Raw genomic sequence first — 17845 nt, forward strand, 5'->3', positions numbered from 1 at the left:
GTCCCCGGCACCACCACCCACCGAGTCTGTGCGCACGACGACGGAGACGGGGGCGCGATGACCGAGGTCTCGTACCAGGAGGGGCGGGCCGGGCTGCCCGGTGTCCCGCGGCCGCGGTCGCACGTCGACGCCCGCACCGCGCCCTCGTGGCGGGGCGCAGCGGGGGACCTGCACCTGCCCGAGCGGGAGCTCCGCGACCGGACGGCGCCCGTCCGCGCCGGCCTGCTCGCCGTGGACGCCGCCGCACTGGCCCTGCCGATGGCGTGGCTGGGCGGCGCCGGCGCCGTCTTCGCCGTCGTCGCGCTGCTGGTGCTGGCCGCCACCGGCGCCCACCACCCGCGGATCACCCTCTCCGTCCTCGACGAGGCCCCCCGCCTCCTCCCCCGGCTGGGCGTGGCGCTGCTGCTCGTCGCGCCCGTCGCCTCCTCCGCCGTGGCGGGCGTGGCCGTCCACGCGGCGTGGGCGGTGCCGTGCCTGGTGGTGGGCCGCGGCCTGGGCTACGCGGTCGTGCGCGGCGCGCGCCGCCGCCGGGCCGTGGAGGACCCGACCCTCGTCGTGGGCGGAGGCCGGCTGGGCATGGAGCTGCTGGCGACGATGCGGGAGCACCCGGAGCTCGGCCTCCGCGGCATCGGCTACCTCAGCGACGGCAGCCCCCTCGACGAGCGGGAGCCGCTCGGGCGCCTGGACGACCTGGACCTGGTCCTGGACGCCTACGGGGTGCGCAAGGTCGTCGTCGCCTACGGCCCCACCCGCGAGGCCGGACTGGTCGACCTGGTCCGCAGCGCCGCGCTGCGCGACATCGAGGTCTACGTCGTGCCGCGCTTCTTCGACGTCGGCATGGCGCCCGGCGGCCCCGACGTCGAGGACCTGTGGGGCATCCCCCTGCACCGGGTCCGCCGGGCCGCGCTGCGCCGCGGCGCCCGGCGGGTGAAGCGGCTCATCGACGTCGCCGTCTCGGGTGCCGCGCTGGCCCTGCTCGCGCCGGTGCTGGGCCTGCTCGCCCTCGCGGTGCGCGTCAGCAGCCCCGGCCCGGTGCTGTTCCGGCAGCCGCGCACCGGGCAGGACGGCGCCCGGATCGAGATGCTCAAGTTCCGCACCCTGCGGGTCGCCGCGGAGGAGACGCCGGTGGCGGCCGGCTCGACGCGGAGCACCATGCACGCCCGGCAGGTCGACGTCGAGCAGCGGCAGACCCGCATCGGGACCGTGCTGCGCCGCACGAGCCTGGACGAGCTGCCCCAGCTGTGGAACATCCTGCGCGGCGACATGTCCCTGGTGGGCCCGCGGCCCGAGGAGTGCGCGTACGCCGCCCGCTTCGCCGACTCGGTGCACGGCTACCGCGACCGCCACCGGCTGACCGTCGGCCTCACCGGCTGGGCGCAGGTCCACGGCCTGCGCGGGGACACCTCCATCGAGGAGCGCGCCCGGTTCGACAACGCCTACATCGAGCAGTGGTCGCTCTGGCGCGACGTCGTCATCCTGATCCGCACCGTGGCCGCCGTGCAGAGGCAGGCCTTCCGCACGGCGGTCCGCACGGTCGCCAACTGCTAGCCGCATCCGCGCGCGCCGGCGGCGGCCGGCGCACCGTCCGAGACGAGAGACCCATGCGCCACCACCACCCCGACGCCGGGGCCCCCGGCACCACGGACACCCCCGCCCGGCCGGCCGGTCCCTCCCTGAGCCGGCGAGGGCTCCTGCTGCTGGGCGGCGCCGGCCTGGCCTCCCCGCTGCTGGCCGGCCTCACCTCCTCCGGGTCGGCGCCGGCCGGCGCACCGGCGCTGGTCCCGCGCGGGGACGACGACGACGTCCTGGACGCGCGGGACTACGGCGCCGAGGGCGACGGCCGGGAGGACGACACGCGCGCCCTGCAGCGCCTGCTCGACGCCTCGGCGCGGCGCGGGCGCGTGGCCTACGTCCCCGCCGGCACCTACCGGTGCACGGCCGGGCTGCTGCTGCGCTCCGGCGTCGACCTGCACCTGGCCCGGCGTGCCCGGCTGGTGAAGGACTGGGCCGCGCCCCCCGGGATGACCGACGCCTTCCTGCGGAACGCCGACTTCGCGGTGAAGTCGAACGAGGTGCGGATCACCGGGCCGGGAACGATCGGCGCGCGGGACCACGGCATGACCGGCGTGGTGCTCGCCCTCTACGGCGACGACGTGACGATCGCCGACATCACCATCGACACCTACGCCGGCGGGCAGGCGGTCATGTTCGCCGGCGACCGCGGCCGCATCGACGGGATCACCGTCCGCGGCAGCGCCCCGGAGTTCGGGACCGGCGGCATCAGGGTCATCGGCGGCGCCGACTTCCTCGGCACCGGCTGCCACGTCGAGTCCGGCGACGACTGCCTCCAGTTCGTGCCGATCGGCAACCCGGAGGCCGAGCCGACGCTCTACAACCAGAGCATCACCGGCGGCCGCTTCGTCGGGTGCACCGGCGCGAGCTCGGCCAGCCGCTTCATGGTCGCGCTGCTCGAGTTCACCGGCGGGGAGCCCGGCACGACCGACATGGACGCCTCGGTGGTGGACTGCTCGTTCCAGGACTGCCACGGCTCGGCCGTCAACCGGGGCATCGTCGTCAAGAACACCCACAGCCGGGGGGCGATCGAGCGGCTCTCCTTCACCGACTGCACGATCGACATGTCCCAGGCCGCGGACGCCTCCACCCAGGAGATCCGGGTGCAGACCGACCCGGCGTCGCGGGGCGCGATCCGCGACGTGACCTTCACGCGCACCGACGTCATCGACGCCGTGAACAGCCCGGTGCGGGTGGGTGGCCCGAACATCAGCCGGCTGACCTTCGACGGCTGCACCTTCACCGCCCCGTCGGGGGCCGCACCGACGAGCGTCGTGGTCGACGGCACGGACCAGCCGCGCTTCCACGACTGCACCTTCGTCGGCGCCCCCGGCAAGCGCCTGCTGGTGGTCGGACCGGCGAACCCGGTGACCGCGCTGTCCGTGGAGGACTGCCGGTTCACCGACCTCGAGAGCCTCTGGGCCCTCGACCTGCTCGGCGTCGCCGGGGCCCGGGTGACCGGCTCGGTCTTCGAGGACACCGGCGCCGCCTCGACCGCGCGGGCGATCCGGGTGTCGCCCACCGCGACCGACGTCGTCATCGAGGGCAACGACTTCACCGGGATCAGCCACCTGGAGCCGGTGACCGACCGCGCGTCCGGCGCCGCTCTCGAGGGCAACACCGGCGCCTGACCGCCGCACCGGGAGCCGGCCCCGACCGGCGGCACGGTGCAGGCCGTCCCGGCCGGTGCGCGCGGGCTGCCCGCGGACCCCTCGGCCGGGCGCCGGCCCCTGCCGGCACCATCCCGGACAATTCCGGAACAATTCCGGGCCACTCGTTCACACCGGTCGATCACTTTTCGTCCATCGATGGCGACGATCCGTCACGCCATTTCCCTGTCGAACCCATTCGTCCGGAAGGGCGCCCGGGTCCGCCCTGCAGCGGTCGTCACCGCTGGTCAGGACGTCGGGCGTCGCGCAACACCCCACGCAGGGGCAGGTGACGACTGCAGTCGGTAAAAGGTCCCGGGCGTTTCCGCAATGGACCCCCCAAATGGTGGGATGCTCCTCCCCCTCGCTTCGGCTGTGGCGGGTGTGGCCGCGCGAGAAGCATTTCCGCCGAACACAGCGGATCTGCCGAGGAGCGGTACCGATGGAAACGCCCAGCCTGAACCGACGCGACGTCCTGAAGCTGTCCGCGGCCGGCGCCGCCGCGATGGCCCTCCCCCTGCAGGGGGTCGTGTCGGGTGCCTCCGCGTCCGAGCTCGACGAGAGCAAGATGCCCACGCCGTACACCCGGGCGTTCAAGGCCCCGCCCGTGCTGGAGCCGGCCGTCCGGGACGACGTGCGGAGCAACGTCTTCGGCCACGTGCCCGACGACTACGTGCAGGTGCCGGGCAACAGCCACTACCCGGGCGAGCCGATCCTCGGGACGGAGTACCTGGGCACCGACTACTACCGCATCACCCAGACCAACGTGCAGGTCCAGCTGATCCCCGGCATGTGGACCAAGATGTGGGGCTACAACCGCTCGGTCCCCGGCCCGACGATCCGCACCTACCTGCAGCCCGATCCCGACAACCCGGGCCGCAAGATCCCCCGGCGCACGGTCATGCAGGTGCTCAACGAGCTGCCCCGGCGCCACCCCACCCTGAACTACGTCCCGTGGACCTCGACGCACCTGCACGGCTCCCCCTCCAAGCCGCAGTACGACGGCTACGCCGGCGACCTGACCAACCCGGGCGAGTGGAAGAACTACCAGTATCCGAACAGCTGCACGCCCCGGACGCTCTGGTACCACGACCACGGGGTGCACCACACCGCGCAGAACGTCTACATGGGTCTCGCCGCGCAGTACCACGTCGTCGACGAGGAGCTGGAGAAGAGCCTCGGCATCCCGCGCTGGGACCGGCAGAAGGCCGCGGAGGGCAAGCCGCAGTACGAGTTCCCGCTGATCCTCAGCGACGTCATGTTCACCGAGGACGGCCAGCTGCTGTTCGACGACGACAGCGAGTCCGGGGTCTACGGCGACGTGATCCTGGTCAACGGGGTGCCGTGGCCGAACATGAAGGTCGAGCCGCGCAAGTACCGGTTCCGGATGCTGAACGGCTCACTGGCACGCGGCTACCGGCTCCGGATGAGCAACGGCATGCCGTTCAAGATCATCGCGACCGACGGCGGCTTCATGCAGTTCGCCCAGACCGTCACCGAGTTCACCATCGGCATGGCGGAGCGCCTGGAGTTCATCCTGGACTTCAAGGACCTCAAGGGCGCCAAGGTCCAGCTGCTCAACGACGGCGTCGAGAACGCCCGCGACTTCGACCACACCGGCAAGATCATGCAGTTCGAGGTGGGCCGCGGCGTGACGAGCTTCGACGGCAACCTCTCCCCCAACGTCCTCGGGGCGCCGCACCCCGTGATGACCCTGAAGGCCGCCGACCGGTCGGCGGTCCGGAAGATGGAGCTGGACCGGGGCAACGGCCTGTGGCAGATCAACGAGAAGACGTGGGACGACGTCGTGCGGTCCAACTACGAGCTGCTCTTCGCCTCGGTGGAACGGGACGCCATCGAGATCTGGGACGTGGAGAACGACTCCGGCGGCTGGTTCCACCCGCTGCACATCCACCTGATCGACTTCAAGGTGCTCAGCCGCACGAACACCGAGACCGGCGTCACGGCGCCCCCGCGGCCCGAGGAGCGCGGACCCAAGGACGTCGTCTACGTGGGCGAGAACGAGATCGTCCGGCTGCTCATGCGCTTCGAGCACGAGGACGGCCGGTACATGATCCACTGCCACAACCTCTCGCACGAGGACCACGACATGATGGTCCAGTACCAGGTGGGTCACCACGACATCGACTGCGACTCCATCCGCACCGATCCTCCCCAGCCGCTGCCCGCGCCGCCGCTGGTGCCGCAGGAGGCGCCGGCGGAGGAGCCCGTCGCGCCCGAGACCACGGAGACCGTCGAGACCACCGACACGGTGGAGACGACGACCGAGCCGACGGCCACGACCGAGCCGGCGGCCACGACCGAGCCGGCGGCCACGGCGACCGCGGAGCCGACGGCGACGACGGAACCGACCGCCACCGGGTCGGCCGCGTCCACCACCACCGAGCCGGCCCCCACGGGCACGACGGACGGCACGCCGTGAGCACGGCGGCGGTGACCGCGGCGCGGCCCGCGGTGGTCTCGCCCCCGGGGCGGGGGCACGGCCGGCGGGTCGCGCGGTGGCTGCGGGCCGGCGCGCTCGGGGCCGCGGTGGCCGGCGGCCTGCACCTCGTCGCCGCGGTGGACCACCTGGAGGCCGGCGAGCTGGCGGTCGGCTTCTTCCTGCTCACCGGGCTGGCCCAGCTCGGGCTGGCCGCATGGTTGCTGCTGAGCAGCTGGACGGACATCCGGCCCGGCCCGCGCCTGGTCACGCTGGCCCTGGCCGGCACCGTGGGGCTGATCGGGCTCTACCTCGTCGCCCACACGACCAGCCTGCTCGACGCCTTCGCGGTCCACGATCCCGCGGCGCACGGCGGGCACGGCGATGCGGCGCACCTTCCCGGGTTCGACCCGGTGACCGGGGTCGACCTCTCCGAGGGCGTGGCGATCAGCACGCCCGGTCCGGTCGCCATGGACGGTGAGGTCGGCGGGGCCCGGCACGCTCCGGGGTTCGTCGGCCAGGCCGCCGTCGCCGCAGAGCTCCTCCTGGTCGCCGCGCTCGCCGCCCTCCAGCCGGCCGCCTGGCGGAGGCGCACCGTCGACGCGGTGCTCGTCCTGGGCTGCCTCGCCTGGGTGCTCTGGTTCACCGGCGTCCTCGCCTGATCGCCGTCGACGCCCACCGCCGGCAGGGGCCCGTTCCCGAGCGGGGACGGGCCCGCTCGGTGCCGGCGGATCAGACCCGGTCGGTGTCGTGGCGGAGCACGAACTCCGCGCGCTCCTCCGGGGCCATCCGCTCACCCCGCGCCAGGGTCTCGAAGTACTCCTCGCGCGGCCCGCCCGGCGCGAACATGAGCAGCATCGTGGCGTGCGCACCGCCGCGGAACCCGTGGATGCCCCCCTCGGGCACGTAGAGGAAGTCCCCGGCCTCGGCGTCTCTCCAGGACCGCCCGTCGTAGAGGCTCACCCGCCCGGAGAGCACGTGGAACTGCTCGGAGACGGCACGGTGGACGTGGGCGGCCGGGCCCGACTCCTCCTGCCCGAAGGTCCACCGGTACAGGCCGAACCGCCCACCCGTCTCCGCCCCGGTGGCGAGGAACTCGCACGTCACCCCGTTCGCCGAGGTGGTGTCGGGCTCACCGCCCGCGGGGCGCAGCCAGGCGCTCACCTCGCCCGTGGTGCCGCGGTCGAGGTCCGGTGGGTAGTGCCGGTGCAGCGACACGGTGGCTCCTGTCTCCCGGTGCGGGGCCGGCCGCCGCCGGTCACGACGATGCGGTGCCTCAGGCGCGTGTGCCTCAGGCGCGGGTGCGGCCGCGCGGGCGCCGGCGGCGGGCGAAGAACCGCTCGACCCGGCGCCAGCGGTTCGGCGTCTTCTCCGGGTCCATCACCTCCGACTCCCCGAGCGCCCGGTCGGCGGGGCCGAGCTCGGGCGGCTCGAAGGGCACCAGCGACCGCCCGCTCGGCCGGCGCAGCTGCTCGATGCCCCGCACCAGCGAGCCGGTGCCCTGGATCGCGGCGGCGACCTGCTCGGCCGTGCAGCCGAGGTGCTCGGCGAGCAGCCGGTCCCGGAAGCCGCTGATGGTGGCCGCGATCCCCTCGGCGCCCGGCTCCCCCTCCACCGCCTCGATCGCCAGGTCGCACTCGGTGTCCAGCCCCATGGAGCGGTTGTTGACGTTGCTCGACCCGATGCGCAGCAGGCGGTCGTCGACCACGGTCACCTTCGCGTGCACGTAGATGTGCGCGCGCTGCTCGGTCACCGGGGTGTACAGCCGGAACCGGTCGTGCACGTCGGCCTCGCGCAGGATCTCCAGGGCAGCGGCGCGTGCGGTGCCCATCGCCTTCTCCGAGAGCCACCCGTCGGCGGTCCACGGGTTGACGACGACCACGTCCGGGCCGTCGGCCTCGCGGAGCCGCTCGGCGACGGCCTCGGCGATCCGCCGGCTGGCGAAGTACTGGCTCTCCACGTAGAGCGACCGCCGGGCGGCGGCGATGACGGCCAGCCACAGCAGCTCGACCTCGTGCACCAGGGGCGTGCCACCGTGCTCCGGCCGGGTGCGCGAGATGGCCACGTCGACGTCGGTGAGCAGCGGCTCGACCCCCTCGGGCCAGCAGTCCGGCACCTCCTCGAGCTCCTCGAGCCGCTCCCCCGTCCCGCTCTCCCACCGCTCGCGGGCCAGCTCGGCGACGGCCCGGGCGGCGGGGCCGGTCATGATGCTGGTCGCGTCGTGCCACGGCCCGGTGGGCCTGCCGGTGCCGCGACCGTTGACGGGGCGGCACCGGTCGGGGTTGTCGTCGGCGTGGTCGGAGGTGTCCCAGCGGTCGGCGGTCACGTCGATGCCGCCGGCGAACGCGAGCGAGTCGTCGATCACCACGATCTTCTGGTGGTGGGCCCCGCCCACGGGGTGGTGGGTGTCGACGGCGAAGGTCAGGCGATCGGGGGCGCGCCGGTCCAGCAGCACGATCGGCGCCAGCCCCCGGCCGAGGGCGCGCAGCATGCCGAGGTCCCACTGCAGCACCCCGATCTCCAGGGCGGGGTTGCGCTCCACCGCCCGCTCGAGCACGGCACCCAGGCGGTCCTCCTCGGGCCGCCCGCCGCCGAGCGGGTCGAGCCGGATGCGCGGGTCGAAGTCCCAGCCGATGAAGAGCACCCGGCGCTCGGCGCACAGCACCGCCCGCTTGAGGGTCGCGAAGTACCCGGCCGCGTCCACGAAGATGGCGAACCGGGTGGCGCGCTCGATGCGCCAGCAGGTCTCGCCGGGGATCAGCAGCGGTGCCCCCGGTGCCGTGCTCCCGCCGTCCCCGTCCGGCTCCGGGAGTGCGATGCCGGGATCCGTGCTCGCCTCGCCGCCTCTCACACGGGCAGTGTGCCCGTCGTGCCCCGCGGGGACCAGCGCCCCACCTCCTCCCGGGTGGCGTGTCCGGCCGTCGGGCAGCGGTCAGCGGCGGGCAGGGACGGCCGTCGCGGCCGCCGAACCCCACCCGGTCACGACGACCGGCGTCCCGAGTCGGTCGGGACGGCGCACCCGCAGCCGGACGGCCCGCGGCCGCCGGTGAGCTCCTCGACCGGCACGGCGGCGACTTGTGACCGGACGTGCCGGGGCGTCGGGCCGTCGACGACCTCGCGGGCGCGCCGCCCCGCCCCGTCGCGCAGCGGCCCGGTGTTGTCCGACTTCCAGTGCTCGACGTCCTTGACCAGCCCGCCGGCCGCGGCGGCCCGCCCGGTGACCATCTCGTCGGTGCACGGGAGGCCGAGGTCCGCGCAGAGCGCGGCCGGCGCCGCCTCCGCGACGGCGCACAGGCTCGCCACCACGTCGACGCCGTCGCGCACGACGTGCACCACCTGCGCGCCCGGCACCAGCTGCTCGACCAGGTCCAGGGCGTAGAGGGTGGCCGGGGTCTTCTCCACCCACGTGTCCGCGCCCCGCTCGCGCGCGGCGGCGTCGGCCATCGCGACGAAGGCGGCGCCGTGGCCGCGCACCGTCGGGAGCACGGGACGGCGCCGGCGGGTGCCCAGCCAGCCGGCGACGTCGTCGAGCCGCCGGCTCGTCCCGGCCGCGGCGAGCCCCACCGCCCGCCGGACCCCGCCCGGTGTGCGGAGCTCGTGGAAGACGTGCGTCTCGGGCAAGGAGTGGACCTGCGGGTGCGCCGCCAGGAACGACTGCAGCAGCGTGGTGCCCGACCGCGGGCAGCCCACCACGAAGACCCGCCGCACCGCGCACCCTCCCGGTTCCCGTGCCGTGCCCGTCGCGGGCGGTCGGTGGAGACGCTCGAGGCCACGACCTGGCCAGGCGGCCGGGCTCCGGCCGACCGGGACGACGTCGCGGGTCAGCGCAGCAGGGCAGCCAGCGCGGCGTCCGAGGCGGCCAGCGCCGCCCGGTCGTAGGTCGCGCCGCTGGCGAGCAGCTCGTCGGCGCCCGTGCGCTCGGCGAGCTGCTCGAGGCGACGCCGCACCGACGCCGGCCGGCCGGCGGTCGCGGCCGCGAGGCCCTGCTCCACCCGGCGCGCGTCCAGGTCGTCCCAGCGCCGCCCCCGGATCTCCCCGACCGGCTCCAGGACGTCGAACACGCCGGTGCGCCGCGAGCGCACCATCGCCCACACCTCGGGCAGCGCCAGCTCGCGGGCCTCCCGGTCGGTGTCGGCGACCAGGACGTCGAGCGAGACCGTGACGTGGGGGCGGCTGTCACCGTGCGGGCGGAAGTCGCGCCGGTAGCCCGCGAGCACGTCCGCGAGCTCGGGCCGGTCGAGCACGGGACCGCCCAGCACCAGCGGGAGCCCGAGCGCGGCGGCGACGCCGACGCCCCGGCCGGTCGCCAGCACCGAGAGCGGGACCGGCTCTCCCGTGACCGGCCGGGCGGTGACCTGCCCGGTCCGCTCCAGGTACCCCCGCAGCTCGGCGACGTCCTCGGCGAAGGTGTCGGGCTCCTCGCCGGTGCGGCGCAGCGCCCGGCGCACCGGCGCGGTGAACCCGAGCGAGCGGCCCACCCCGAGGTCGACCCGGCCGGGGTGCAGGGCGGCCAGCACGAGGAACTGCTCGGCCACCACGAGCGGCTGGTGGTTGGGCAGCATCACCCCGCCCGACCCGAGCCGGATACCCGACGTGGCCGCGCCGACGGCCGCGAGCAGCACCGCCGGAGCGCCCGAGGCGATGCCCGGCACGCCGTGGTGCTCGGCCACCCAGAAGCGGTGGTAGCCCAGCCGTTCCGCCCCGACCGCCCGCGCCACCGTGTGCCGCAGCGCCGCCGCCTCGGGGTGGCCGGCACGCGTCCGGGAGCGGTCGAGCAGCGAGAGCCTCACGCCGGGGTGCAACCGGCGACCACCCGCCCGGCTTCCGCTACGCCCCGGCCGCGCCCTGCTCCGCTGCCGACGTGGTGGCGACCCATGCGTCGATGGTCTCCCACCACCGGTAGAGCCAGTCGACCTGCTCGGCGGCGTCGCGGGGGATCTCCGCGGCCGGGACGAACCACCAGCGCAGGTGCAGGGTCTTGTCGAGAGGGAGGCCGCGCCAGACGTCGCGCGGGGTGTTCAGGTGCTCCAGCCCGGTGTGCGCCACGAAGACGACGTCGGCGTGCGGCGCGGCGCCGAGGGCCGCGGCCACCCCGGCGGGCCGGGGCGGCAGCACGTGCCGCATCTCCTCGGCCCGCCGCACCGCCGCCAGCAGCCCGCGCTCGCGCAGCCGGTGGATGGCGCGGCTGCGGCGGCGGGTCGTGAAGTTCGCGCCCTCCGGGAAGATCAGCAGCGCGTCCTCCTCGCCCAGGTCACGGGCCAGGTCGCCGATCGCCTGCTCCGAGCTGTAGCCACCCGCCTGGTCGGCCGGCACGAAGTGGTTGGGCAGCCGGTTGAGGTAGACGTCGATCACCGGGTCCAGCTGCAGCACGTCCTTGAGCACGATCCGCGGCCGGCGCAGGTGGTCGCGGTCCATCAGCGTGTGCACGAGCAGGAACGAGTCGCCGGGGCCGGCGTGCCGGGACAGCACCACCATGGCGTTGGTCGAACCGGGGAGCCCGTCGTCCAGCGGTGACCACGACTCGCCGTCGGTGACCAGCCGGAGCGCGAGGAGCCGCCGCGCGATCCGCATGAACCCGTCGAGCAGCAGCCGCAGCACCGTGTAGTGGGCCGCGCGGGACCACGGGCCGCCCAGCCGGCGACCGAACCCGCTGAGCACCCAGAGCGCGCCGGCGGCCACGAGGCCGGCGACCTGCAGCGCGAGGTAGGCCAGCGCCAGGCAGAGCAGCCGCAGTCCGCGCCAGTGCCCCGGTAGCCACAGCGAGGCGACGGCCGCCACCGGCACGAGCACGGGCAGCAGCAGGACGGCGGCCACGAGCGCGACGACCAGCAGCGGACCGGTGAACCGGCGCACCCGGCGCGGGGGCAGCACCTCAGACCGTCCCGGCGCCGGCGCGCCCCAGGTACTCCCGCGCCGCCGTGTAGGCCCGCTCGATCCGCGAGGGGACGGCGGAGAAGTCGCGGTAGCGCAGGTCGGCGGTGCCGAACGGTGCGGCTCCGCCCGAGGGCAGCACGTGCGCCGTCACCCCCGGGGGCAGCGCGGCCAGGTCGGCGGCGAACCGGTGCCGGCGGGCGATCTCGAAGGCCACCAGCCCCACGTCCCACGGGCGGGCCGGGGGCCGCAGCGGCCGGTCGATCCGGCCGACGTGCAGCACGTAGATCGTCTCGGCCCCGAGAGCGACCGCCCGGCCGACCGGGATGCTGTGCACCAGCCCGCCGTCCAGGTAGTGCTCCCCGTCGATCTCGACCGCCGGCAGCAGCCCGGGGACGGCGCAGGAGGCGAGCACCGCATCCACCAGCGGGCCCTCGGTGAACCAGTGCTCGGCGGCCCGCTCGATGCTCGAGGCGACGCACTGGAACGGGATGGTGAGCTCGCCGAAGCTCCGCACGGGCAGGTGCTCCTCCAGCAGATCGCGCAGCGGTTCACGCGGGTGCAGGTGGGTGCGGGTGCGCACCAGGGTGCCCAGGCGGGCCAGCACCGACCCTGCGAAGACACCGCGCTCGGCGACGTCCTCCCACACCGCGCGCAGCCGGCCCACCGCCCCCGGCGTCGGGTCGGCGGCGAGGAGCGCCCCGTTGATCGCGCCCACCGACGTCCCCACCACCAGGTCGGGCCGGATCCCGGCCTCCACGAGCGCCTGCAGCATGCCGACCTCGGCCGCACCCAGCACCCCGCCGCCCCCGAGGACGAACGCCGTCCTCCCCTGCCCGGCGGTTCCCGGCGATGCCATGCCGGCATCGTGTCACCCGCACCCCGCCCGTGGCATGCCGGCGCCGGGCCCTCCGCCGTGCACGGCCCACCGGCCCCGCAGGCGGGCGCGCTCCGCTCAGCCGCTGCGGCTGAACAGGCGCCGCCACCACCCGCGGGTTCCCGTCCGCGGCGCCGGCCGGGGCCCTTCGCCGTGCCCGTCGGTCCCGGCGGGGCGCTGCGACCGCTCGGACGGCGCGGACCGCTCGCGGTGCCCGGGCCGCTCGGCGTGGGTGAGCCGCTCGCGGGCCAGGTAGTGCTGCAGGACGTCTGGTGCGGCCCGGTGGCCGCGGGCCGCGACGTCGTGCCGGGCCTCCCACTCGGCCACGCGCTTCTCGTGCTCGGTCATCTGCAGCGGATCGGTGTCCCGCCGCCGACGGGGTCCCGACGCCTGCGGCGACCCGCTCGCGGTGCTCATCACGCCTCCCCGAGGCTGTAGGTGCGCTCCACGGTCGGCCGCAGCGGCGGCCCGCGGGAGGGCGCAAGGTCCCCCCGCCCGGGGCCACCGGTCCCACCCGGCCGCGGGCCGGCCCCCTCCGGCACGACGAGCGCGTGCGGTACCGGGCCCGAGGGCCGGAAGACCCACCCCTCCACCGCCTTCCGGCCGATGCCCGCCTGCCTCCGCTCCCGGACAGTCGGACCCAGGCCCCGGCGAGGAGGAACCCATGACCCTGAACCTGGCACTCGTGCTCCGGGAGGCGGCCCGCAGCTTCCCCGGCAAACCCGCCCTGCTCCTGGACTCGGGCCGGGTGACCTACGCCCAGCTCGACGCCGCGTCCGACCGCCTGGCCGCCGGCCTGCGGGCCCGGGGGCTGGCTCCCGGGGACCGGGTGGCCCTGCAGCTGCCCAACGTGCCGCAGTTCGTGATCGCCTACTTCGGCATCCTCAAGGCCGGCGGTGTCGTCGTCCCGGTGAACGTGCTGTTCAAGGCCGGCGAGGTCGGCTTCGTCCTCGGCGACTCCGGCGCCCGGACGCTGATCACCTGGGCCGGCTCCGCGGAGGAGGCGGCCAAGGGAGCGGCGGACGCCGGGGTCCACGAGCTGTTCGTCCTCGACCTGCCGGGATTCCCGCCGGCCACCGCGGGCCGGCCCTTCGACCAGCTGCTCGCGACGCCGGTCGAGGGGCGGCCACCGATGCACCAGGGCGATCCGGGTGACACCGCCGTGATCGTCTACACGGCGGGCACGACCGGCCGGCCCAAGGGCGCGGAGCTCACCCACTTCCAGCTGTTCATGAACGCCGACACGCCGGGCCGGTTGTTCGGCATCCGCGACGACGACGTGGTGCTGGTCGTGCTCCCGCTGTTCCACGTCTTCGGCCTCTCCAGCATCCTCGACGTCTGCGTGCGGTTCGGGGCGACCATGTCGCTGGTGACGCGGTTCGAGCCCGCGAAGGCGCTCGAGGTGATGCAGCGCGACCGGGTGACGATCTTCGAGGGCGTGCCGACGATGTACGTGGCGCTCCTGCAGCACCCCGGGCGCGAGGCCTACGACCTCTCCGCCCTCCGCGTGGGCGTCTCCGGCGGCGCGCCGCTGCCGGCGGAGGTGATCGACGAGTTCGAGCGCGAGTTCGGCGTGGTGATCCTGGAGGGCTACGGCCTGTCGGAGACGGCGTCCACGACGACGTTCAACGTCAGCGCCGAGGAGCGGCGGGTCTACAGCGTCGGCAAGCCGATCTACGGCGTCGAGGTCGAGGTCCGGGACGCCCAGGACCGGCCGCTGCCACCCGGGCGGGAGCACGTCGGCGAGATCGTCGTCCGCGGCGTGAACGTGATGAAGGGCTACCACGGCCACCCGGAGGCGACCGCGCAGGCGATGGCCGGCGGCTGGTTCCACACCGGCGACCTGGGTTACGTCGACGAGGACGGTTTCTTCTTCGTCGTCGACCGGAAGAAGGACCTGATCATCCGCGGGGGCTACAACGTCTACCCGCGCGAGGTGGAGGACGTGCTGTACGGCCACCCCGCCGTCGCGGCCGCGGCGGTGGTCGGCGTGCCCGACGAGCGGCTCGGGCAGGAGGTGAAGGCCTTCGTCGCCCTGCGTCCGGGCCGGCGGGCCACCGAGGAGGAGCTGGTCGGCTGGGCGAGGGAGCGGCTGGCCTCCTACAAGTACCCCCGGTCGGTCGAGTTCCGGGACCAGCTGCCGGTGAACGCCACGGGCAAGATCCTCAAGCGGGAGCTGACCCCGTGACCGACCGGATGAACCCCCTCGACGCGGCCTTCCTCGAGGCCGAGGACGAGGAGCCGGAGGCCTCGCTGGCCATCGCCTCGATCGCCGTGTTCGAGGGCCCGCCCCCGGGGGCGGGCGAGTTCGAGCGGATGATCGCCGGCCGGCTGCCCCTGGTCCCCCGGTACCGGCAGAAGGCGCGGGAGGTGCCGCTGGACCTCGGGCCACCCGTCTGGGTCGACGACCCCGGCTTCGACCTCGGATACCACCTGCGTCGCACCGCGCTGCCCTCCCCCGGTGGGGACGAGGAGCTGGCCGTCCTCATGGGCCGGGTCATGTCCGCGCGCCTGGACCGCGACCGGCCGCTCTGGGAGTACTGGCTCGTCGAGGGGCTCGCCGGGGACCGCTGGGCGCTGATCTCCAAGGTCCACCACTGCATGGTCGACGGCGTCTCGGGGACCGACCTGTACCGGGTCATCCTCGACCAGACCCCGGAGCCACGCGCACCGGTCCCCGACGACTGGCACCCCGCACCGGAGCCCACGGCGCTCGAGCTCACCGCCGCAGCTGCCCTCGACGCCGCGCAGCTCCCGCTGCGGCAGGCCCGTGCGCTCACCGCGGCGCTCCGCCACCCCACGGCCGTCCTGCACGCCGCCGGTGCGGCGGCCAGGGGGTTGACCGCGCTCGCCGGGGCGCTCCGGCCCGCTGCCGCGTCGTCGCTCTCCGGGCCGCCCTCCGCCCACCGGCGGTTCGCCTTCGGGCGGGCCAGCACCGAGCAGGTCGGCGCGGTGCGCGCGGCGCTCGGCGGCACGTTCAACGACGTCGTGCTCGCCGCCGTCACCGGCGGCTTCCGGCGGCTGCTGCTCTCCCGCGGGGAGCTGCCCACCGAGCACGCCGTCCGGACCCTGGTCCCCGTGTCGGTGCGGCGGCCCGGCACCGAGGACGTTCGGGACAACGAGGTGTCGCTGCTCCTGCCCGAGCTGCCGGTGCACCTCGCCGACCCGGTGGAACGGCTGGTCGCCGTCCGGCAGCACCTCGACCGGGCCAAGGCCGAGCACGAGGCCGAGGCCGGGGCCGCGGTGCTGCAGGTGGCGCAGCAGCAGCCGTTCCCGGCCGCCGCCCTCCCCGTGCGCTGGGCAGCCCACCTGCCGCAGCGCTCGGTGGTGACCGTGACGACCAACGTGCCGGGGCCCCGGACCCCGCTCTACGCCCTCGGGCGGAGACTGCTGGAGATCGTCCCGTACGTGCCGATCGCGTCGACGCTGCGGACCGGTGTGGCGATCTTCAGCTATTGCGGCCAGGTCACCTTCGGGGTCACGGGCGACCTGGCCGCCGGCGACGACGTGTGGACCCTCGCCCGCGGCATCGAGGAGGCCCTCGGTGAGCTGGTGACCGCCGCCGGGGCCCACCCCGCACGACGCACCACGACCGACGGCACCTGACCGCTGCGCCCTGTCCTCGATGCCGGCCGCCCGCCGGTGGCCGGTGGGCTCCCGGCGGCTCTCGTGGCGGGTCTCCGGGAGGCGGCGGCCGCCGAGGAGGCGGTGCTCCTGCCCGTCCCGGCGCACCGGCCGGTGACCGCGGGCGGAGCGGCGCCCGCAGGCCAGGCGGCAGCCGACGGCACTCCGCCCGGGGAGGCGTTCTTCCTCGTCGCGACGCGCACCGACGACGCGCTCGCCCGGATCAGGGCCGGGGAAGCGGTGGAGCGGGTGCTGCTCGAGCTCGCCCGCACCGGGTGGACCGGCGCGTTGCTCCCCGACGCGCCGCTGGTCCGCGCCCGCGCACGGGCGACCGTCTGCGCGGACGACCACCCTCAGGCGCTCGTCCGCGTCGCGCTGGACGCACCACCGCCCGGCTGGACGGCCGGCACGTCGCCGGCGCGGGCGACGAGCTCGACCAGCACCACGGCGGGGACGGCGACGGCGGCGGCGACCAGGACGACCTGCAGGGACGGGTCCAGCAGCACGATCCCCTCGCCGAGCGGCGGCACCAGCACCACCACGGCGGCGACGCCGGCCATCGCGGCGATCAGTGCGGTCTTCGCGACGGTGAACGGCCGGGCCAGGACGACGAGGGTCCACAGCGCCACGGTCACCACCACCAGCGTCGCCGTCGTCCGCGCCCCGGCGACGCCCGCCCCCGGCTCCAGCCAGCGGGTGGCCGCGTAGCCGCCGTACGCGGCGGCACCGGTGACCAGCCCGACGGGGACCGAGAAGCGGAGCACGCGGCGGAGGAAGCCCGGCACGTACCGCCGCCGGTTGGGCAGCAGGGCGAGGAAGAACCCGGGGATCCCGATGGTCACCGTCGAGATCAGCGTCAGCTGCACCGGCGCCAGCGGGTACGCGGTGAGCGTCGCAACCGTGATCAACGCCATGACCAGCGAGTAGACGTTCTTGACCAGGAAGAGGTTGGCCGCCCGCTCGATGTTCGCGATCACCCGACGTCCCTCGGCCACCGCGGCGGGCAGGTGCGCGAACCGCCCGTCGAGGAGGACCAGCTGGGCGACGGCGCGGGTGGCCGGTGAGCCGTTGCCCATGGCCACCCCGATGTCGGCGTCCTTCAGGGCCAGCGCGTCGTTCACCCCGTCACCCGTCATCGCCACCACGTGCCCGCGCCGCTGCAGGGCCCGCACCATCGCCCGCTTCTGGTGCGGCGTCACCCGGCCGAAGGCGCTCGCGTCCTCCACCACCGCGCCCAGCTCGTCGACGTCCTCGGGCAGCGTCCGTGCGTCCACCGCGTCGGCGGCCCCCGCGACCCCCGGTACGCCGACGGCGGCCGCCACGGCGCCGACCGTGCGCGGGTTGTCCCCCGAGATCACCTTGAGCGCGACGCCCTGCGCGGTGAAGTACCCGAGCACCTCCGCTGCGTCCTCCCGGACGTGCTCCGCCATGACGACGAGGGCCACCGGTGCGAGTTCCCCGGGCAGCGCGGCGTCCTCCCCGGAGACGACCGGCGCGGCGGGCGAGCAGGCGAGCAGGAGCACCCGCCGTCCCTGCGCGGCCAGCTCGTCGGCGCGCGCCCGCGCGGTCGCGGCCGCGCCGGGGCCCGCGGAGGGGAGCACCATCTCGGGCGCGCCCAGCACCCAGGTCGCCCCCGCCTCCGTGCGGGCGGCCGACCACTTGCGCGCGGACGAGAAGGGTACGACCTGCACCGCGGCCGGGCCGGGCGGGAACGCCTGGGCCAGGGCGACCGCCGTCGCGTTGGCGGCGTCCGCGGCCACCAGGGTGCCCAGCCCCGCCCGCACGGAGGCGGGGGCGACCTGGGTGCTGGGC

14 protein-coding genes are annotated in these 17845 nt (G+C 75.3%); 6 read left to right on the forward strand and 8 right to left on the reverse strand.

Features of this window, described 5'->3' with window-relative positions; translation table 11 throughout:
- Positions 1–57: 57 nt before the first annotated feature.
- The 4 genes from E9549_RS14390 to E9549_RS14405 all read left to right on the forward strand — a co-directional run bounded on the left by E9549_RS14390 (position 58) and on the right by E9549_RS14405 (position 6323).
- Positions 58–1548 (forward strand): exopolysaccharide biosynthesis polyprenyl glycosylphosphotransferase, encoded by a 1491-nt coding sequence (locus tag E9549_RS14390; RefSeq protein WP_236827230.1) that lies wholly within the window; start codon positions 58–60, stop codon positions 1546–1548.
- A 53-nt stretch (positions 1549–1601) separates the two neighbouring features.
- Entirely contained in the window at positions 1602–3203 is a 1602-nt protein-coding gene (locus E9549_RS14395; RefSeq protein ID WP_236827231.1) for a glycosyl hydrolase family 28-related protein, read from the forward strand.
- Positions 3204–3663: 460 nt separating this feature from the next.
- Positions 3664–5664, forward strand: coding sequence for a multicopper oxidase family protein (locus tag E9549_RS14400; RefSeq protein ID WP_236827232.1), 2001 nt, complete (start codon positions 3664–3666; stop codon positions 5662–5664).
- Positions 5661–6323: a hypothetical protein gene (locus E9549_RS14405; RefSeq protein ID WP_236827233.1), complete on the forward strand. Its 663-nt coding sequence runs from the start codon at positions 5661–5663 to the stop codon at positions 6321–6323. The genes E9549_RS14400 and E9549_RS14405 overlap by 4 nt, the downstream gene beginning before the upstream one ends.
- A 70-nt stretch (positions 6324–6393) precedes the next feature.
- On the opposite strand, the gene E9549_RS14410 is transcribed toward E9549_RS14405, so the two are convergent.
- From E9549_RS14410 to E9549_RS14440, 7 genes are all read right to left on the reverse strand, one after another.
- The gene (locus tag E9549_RS14410; RefSeq protein WP_236827234.1) at positions 6394–6879 is read right to left on the reverse strand and encodes a cupin domain-containing protein; all 486 of its coding nucleotides are present in this window, start codon (positions 6877–6879) and stop codon (positions 6394–6396) included.
- Between the two features lie 73 nt (positions 6880–6952).
- On the reverse strand, positions 6953–8512 hold the full coding sequence (locus E9549_RS14415; RefSeq protein WP_236827235.1) for a phospholipase D-like domain-containing protein: 1560 nt from the start codon (positions 8510–8512) through the stop codon (positions 6953–6955).
- A 128-nt stretch (positions 8513–8640) separates the two neighbouring features.
- On the reverse strand, positions 8641–9369 hold the full coding sequence (locus tag E9549_RS14420) for a sulfotransferase (protein WP_236827236.1): 729 nt from the start codon (positions 9367–9369) through the stop codon (positions 8641–8643).
- 113 nt (positions 9370–9482) lie between these two features.
- Complete coding sequence (locus E9549_RS14425; protein WP_236827237.1) at positions 9483–10451, reverse strand: MsnO8 family LLM class oxidoreductase; 969 nt, start codon at positions 10449–10451, stop codon at positions 9483–9485.
- Between the two features lie 37 nt (positions 10452–10488).
- Positions 10489–11532: a 1-acyl-sn-glycerol-3-phosphate acyltransferase gene (locus E9549_RS14430; protein ID WP_236827238.1), complete on the reverse strand. Its 1044-nt coding sequence runs from the start codon at positions 11530–11532 to the stop codon at positions 10489–10491.
- A 1-nt stretch (position 11533) separates the two neighbouring features.
- Positions 11534–12391 carry a patatin-like phospholipase family protein gene (locus tag E9549_RS14435; RefSeq protein WP_236827239.1) on the reverse strand — a complete coding sequence of 286 codons (858 nt, stop codon included), beginning with the start codon at positions 12389–12391 and terminating at the stop codon, positions 11534–11536.
- Between the two features lie 96 nt (positions 12392–12487).
- Positions 12488–12826 carry a hypothetical protein gene (locus E9549_RS14440; protein WP_236827240.1) on the reverse strand — a complete coding sequence of 113 codons (339 nt, stop codon included), beginning with the start codon at positions 12824–12826 and terminating at the stop codon, positions 12488–12490.
- 247 nt (positions 12827–13073) lie between these two features.
- Between E9549_RS14440 and E9549_RS14445 the strand changes: the two genes are divergently transcribed.
- Together E9549_RS14445 and E9549_RS14450 are read left to right on the forward strand one after the other, a co-directional pair.
- The gene (locus tag E9549_RS14445) at positions 13074–14597 is read left to right on the forward strand and encodes a long-chain fatty acid--CoA ligase (protein WP_236827241.1); all 1524 of its coding nucleotides are present in this window, start codon (positions 13074–13076) and stop codon (positions 14595–14597) included.
- Positions 14594–16015 carry a wax ester/triacylglycerol synthase family O-acyltransferase gene (locus E9549_RS14450; RefSeq protein WP_236827242.1) on the forward strand — a complete coding sequence of 474 codons (1422 nt, stop codon included), beginning with the start codon at positions 14594–14596 and terminating at the stop codon, positions 16013–16015. Before E9549_RS14445 ends, E9549_RS14450 begins: the two co-directional genes overlap by 4 nt.
- A 371-nt stretch (positions 16016–16386) precedes the next feature.
- Here E9549_RS14450 and E9549_RS14455 read toward each other — a convergent pair.
- A partial coding sequence (locus E9549_RS14455; RefSeq protein WP_236827243.1) for an HAD-IC family P-type ATPase occupies positions 16387–17845 on the reverse strand: 1459 nt, incomplete at its 5' end.

The sequence above is a fragment of the Blastococcus sp. MG754426 genome, assembly GCF_021699055.1.
Lineage (GTDB): Bacteria > Actinomycetota > Actinomycetes > Mycobacteriales > Geodermatophilaceae > Blastococcus.

Coding starts and splice junctions, on each gene's coding strand:
- E9549_RS14400 (WP_236827232.1), top strand. CDS start 3,664: ATGGAAACGCCCAGCCTGAACCGACGCGACGTCCTGAAGCTGTCCGCG.
- E9549_RS14440 (WP_236827240.1), bottom strand. CDS start 12,826: ATGAGCACCGCGAGCGGGTCGCCGCAGGCGTCGGGACCCCGTCGGCGG.
- E9549_RS14445 (WP_236827241.1), top strand. CDS start 13,074: ATGACCCTGAACCTGGCACTCGTGCTCCGGGAGGCGGCCCGCAGCTTC.
- E9549_RS14395 (WP_236827231.1), top strand. CDS start 1,602: ATGCGCCACCACCACCCCGACGCCGGGGCCCCCGGCACCACGGACACC.
- E9549_RS14435 (WP_236827239.1), bottom strand. CDS start 12,391: ATGGCATCGCCGGGAACCGCCGGGCAGGGGAGGACGGCGTTCGTCCTC.
- E9549_RS14390 (WP_236827230.1), top strand. CDS start 58: ATGACCGAGGTCTCGTACCAGGAGGGGCGGGCCGGGCTGCCCGGTGTC.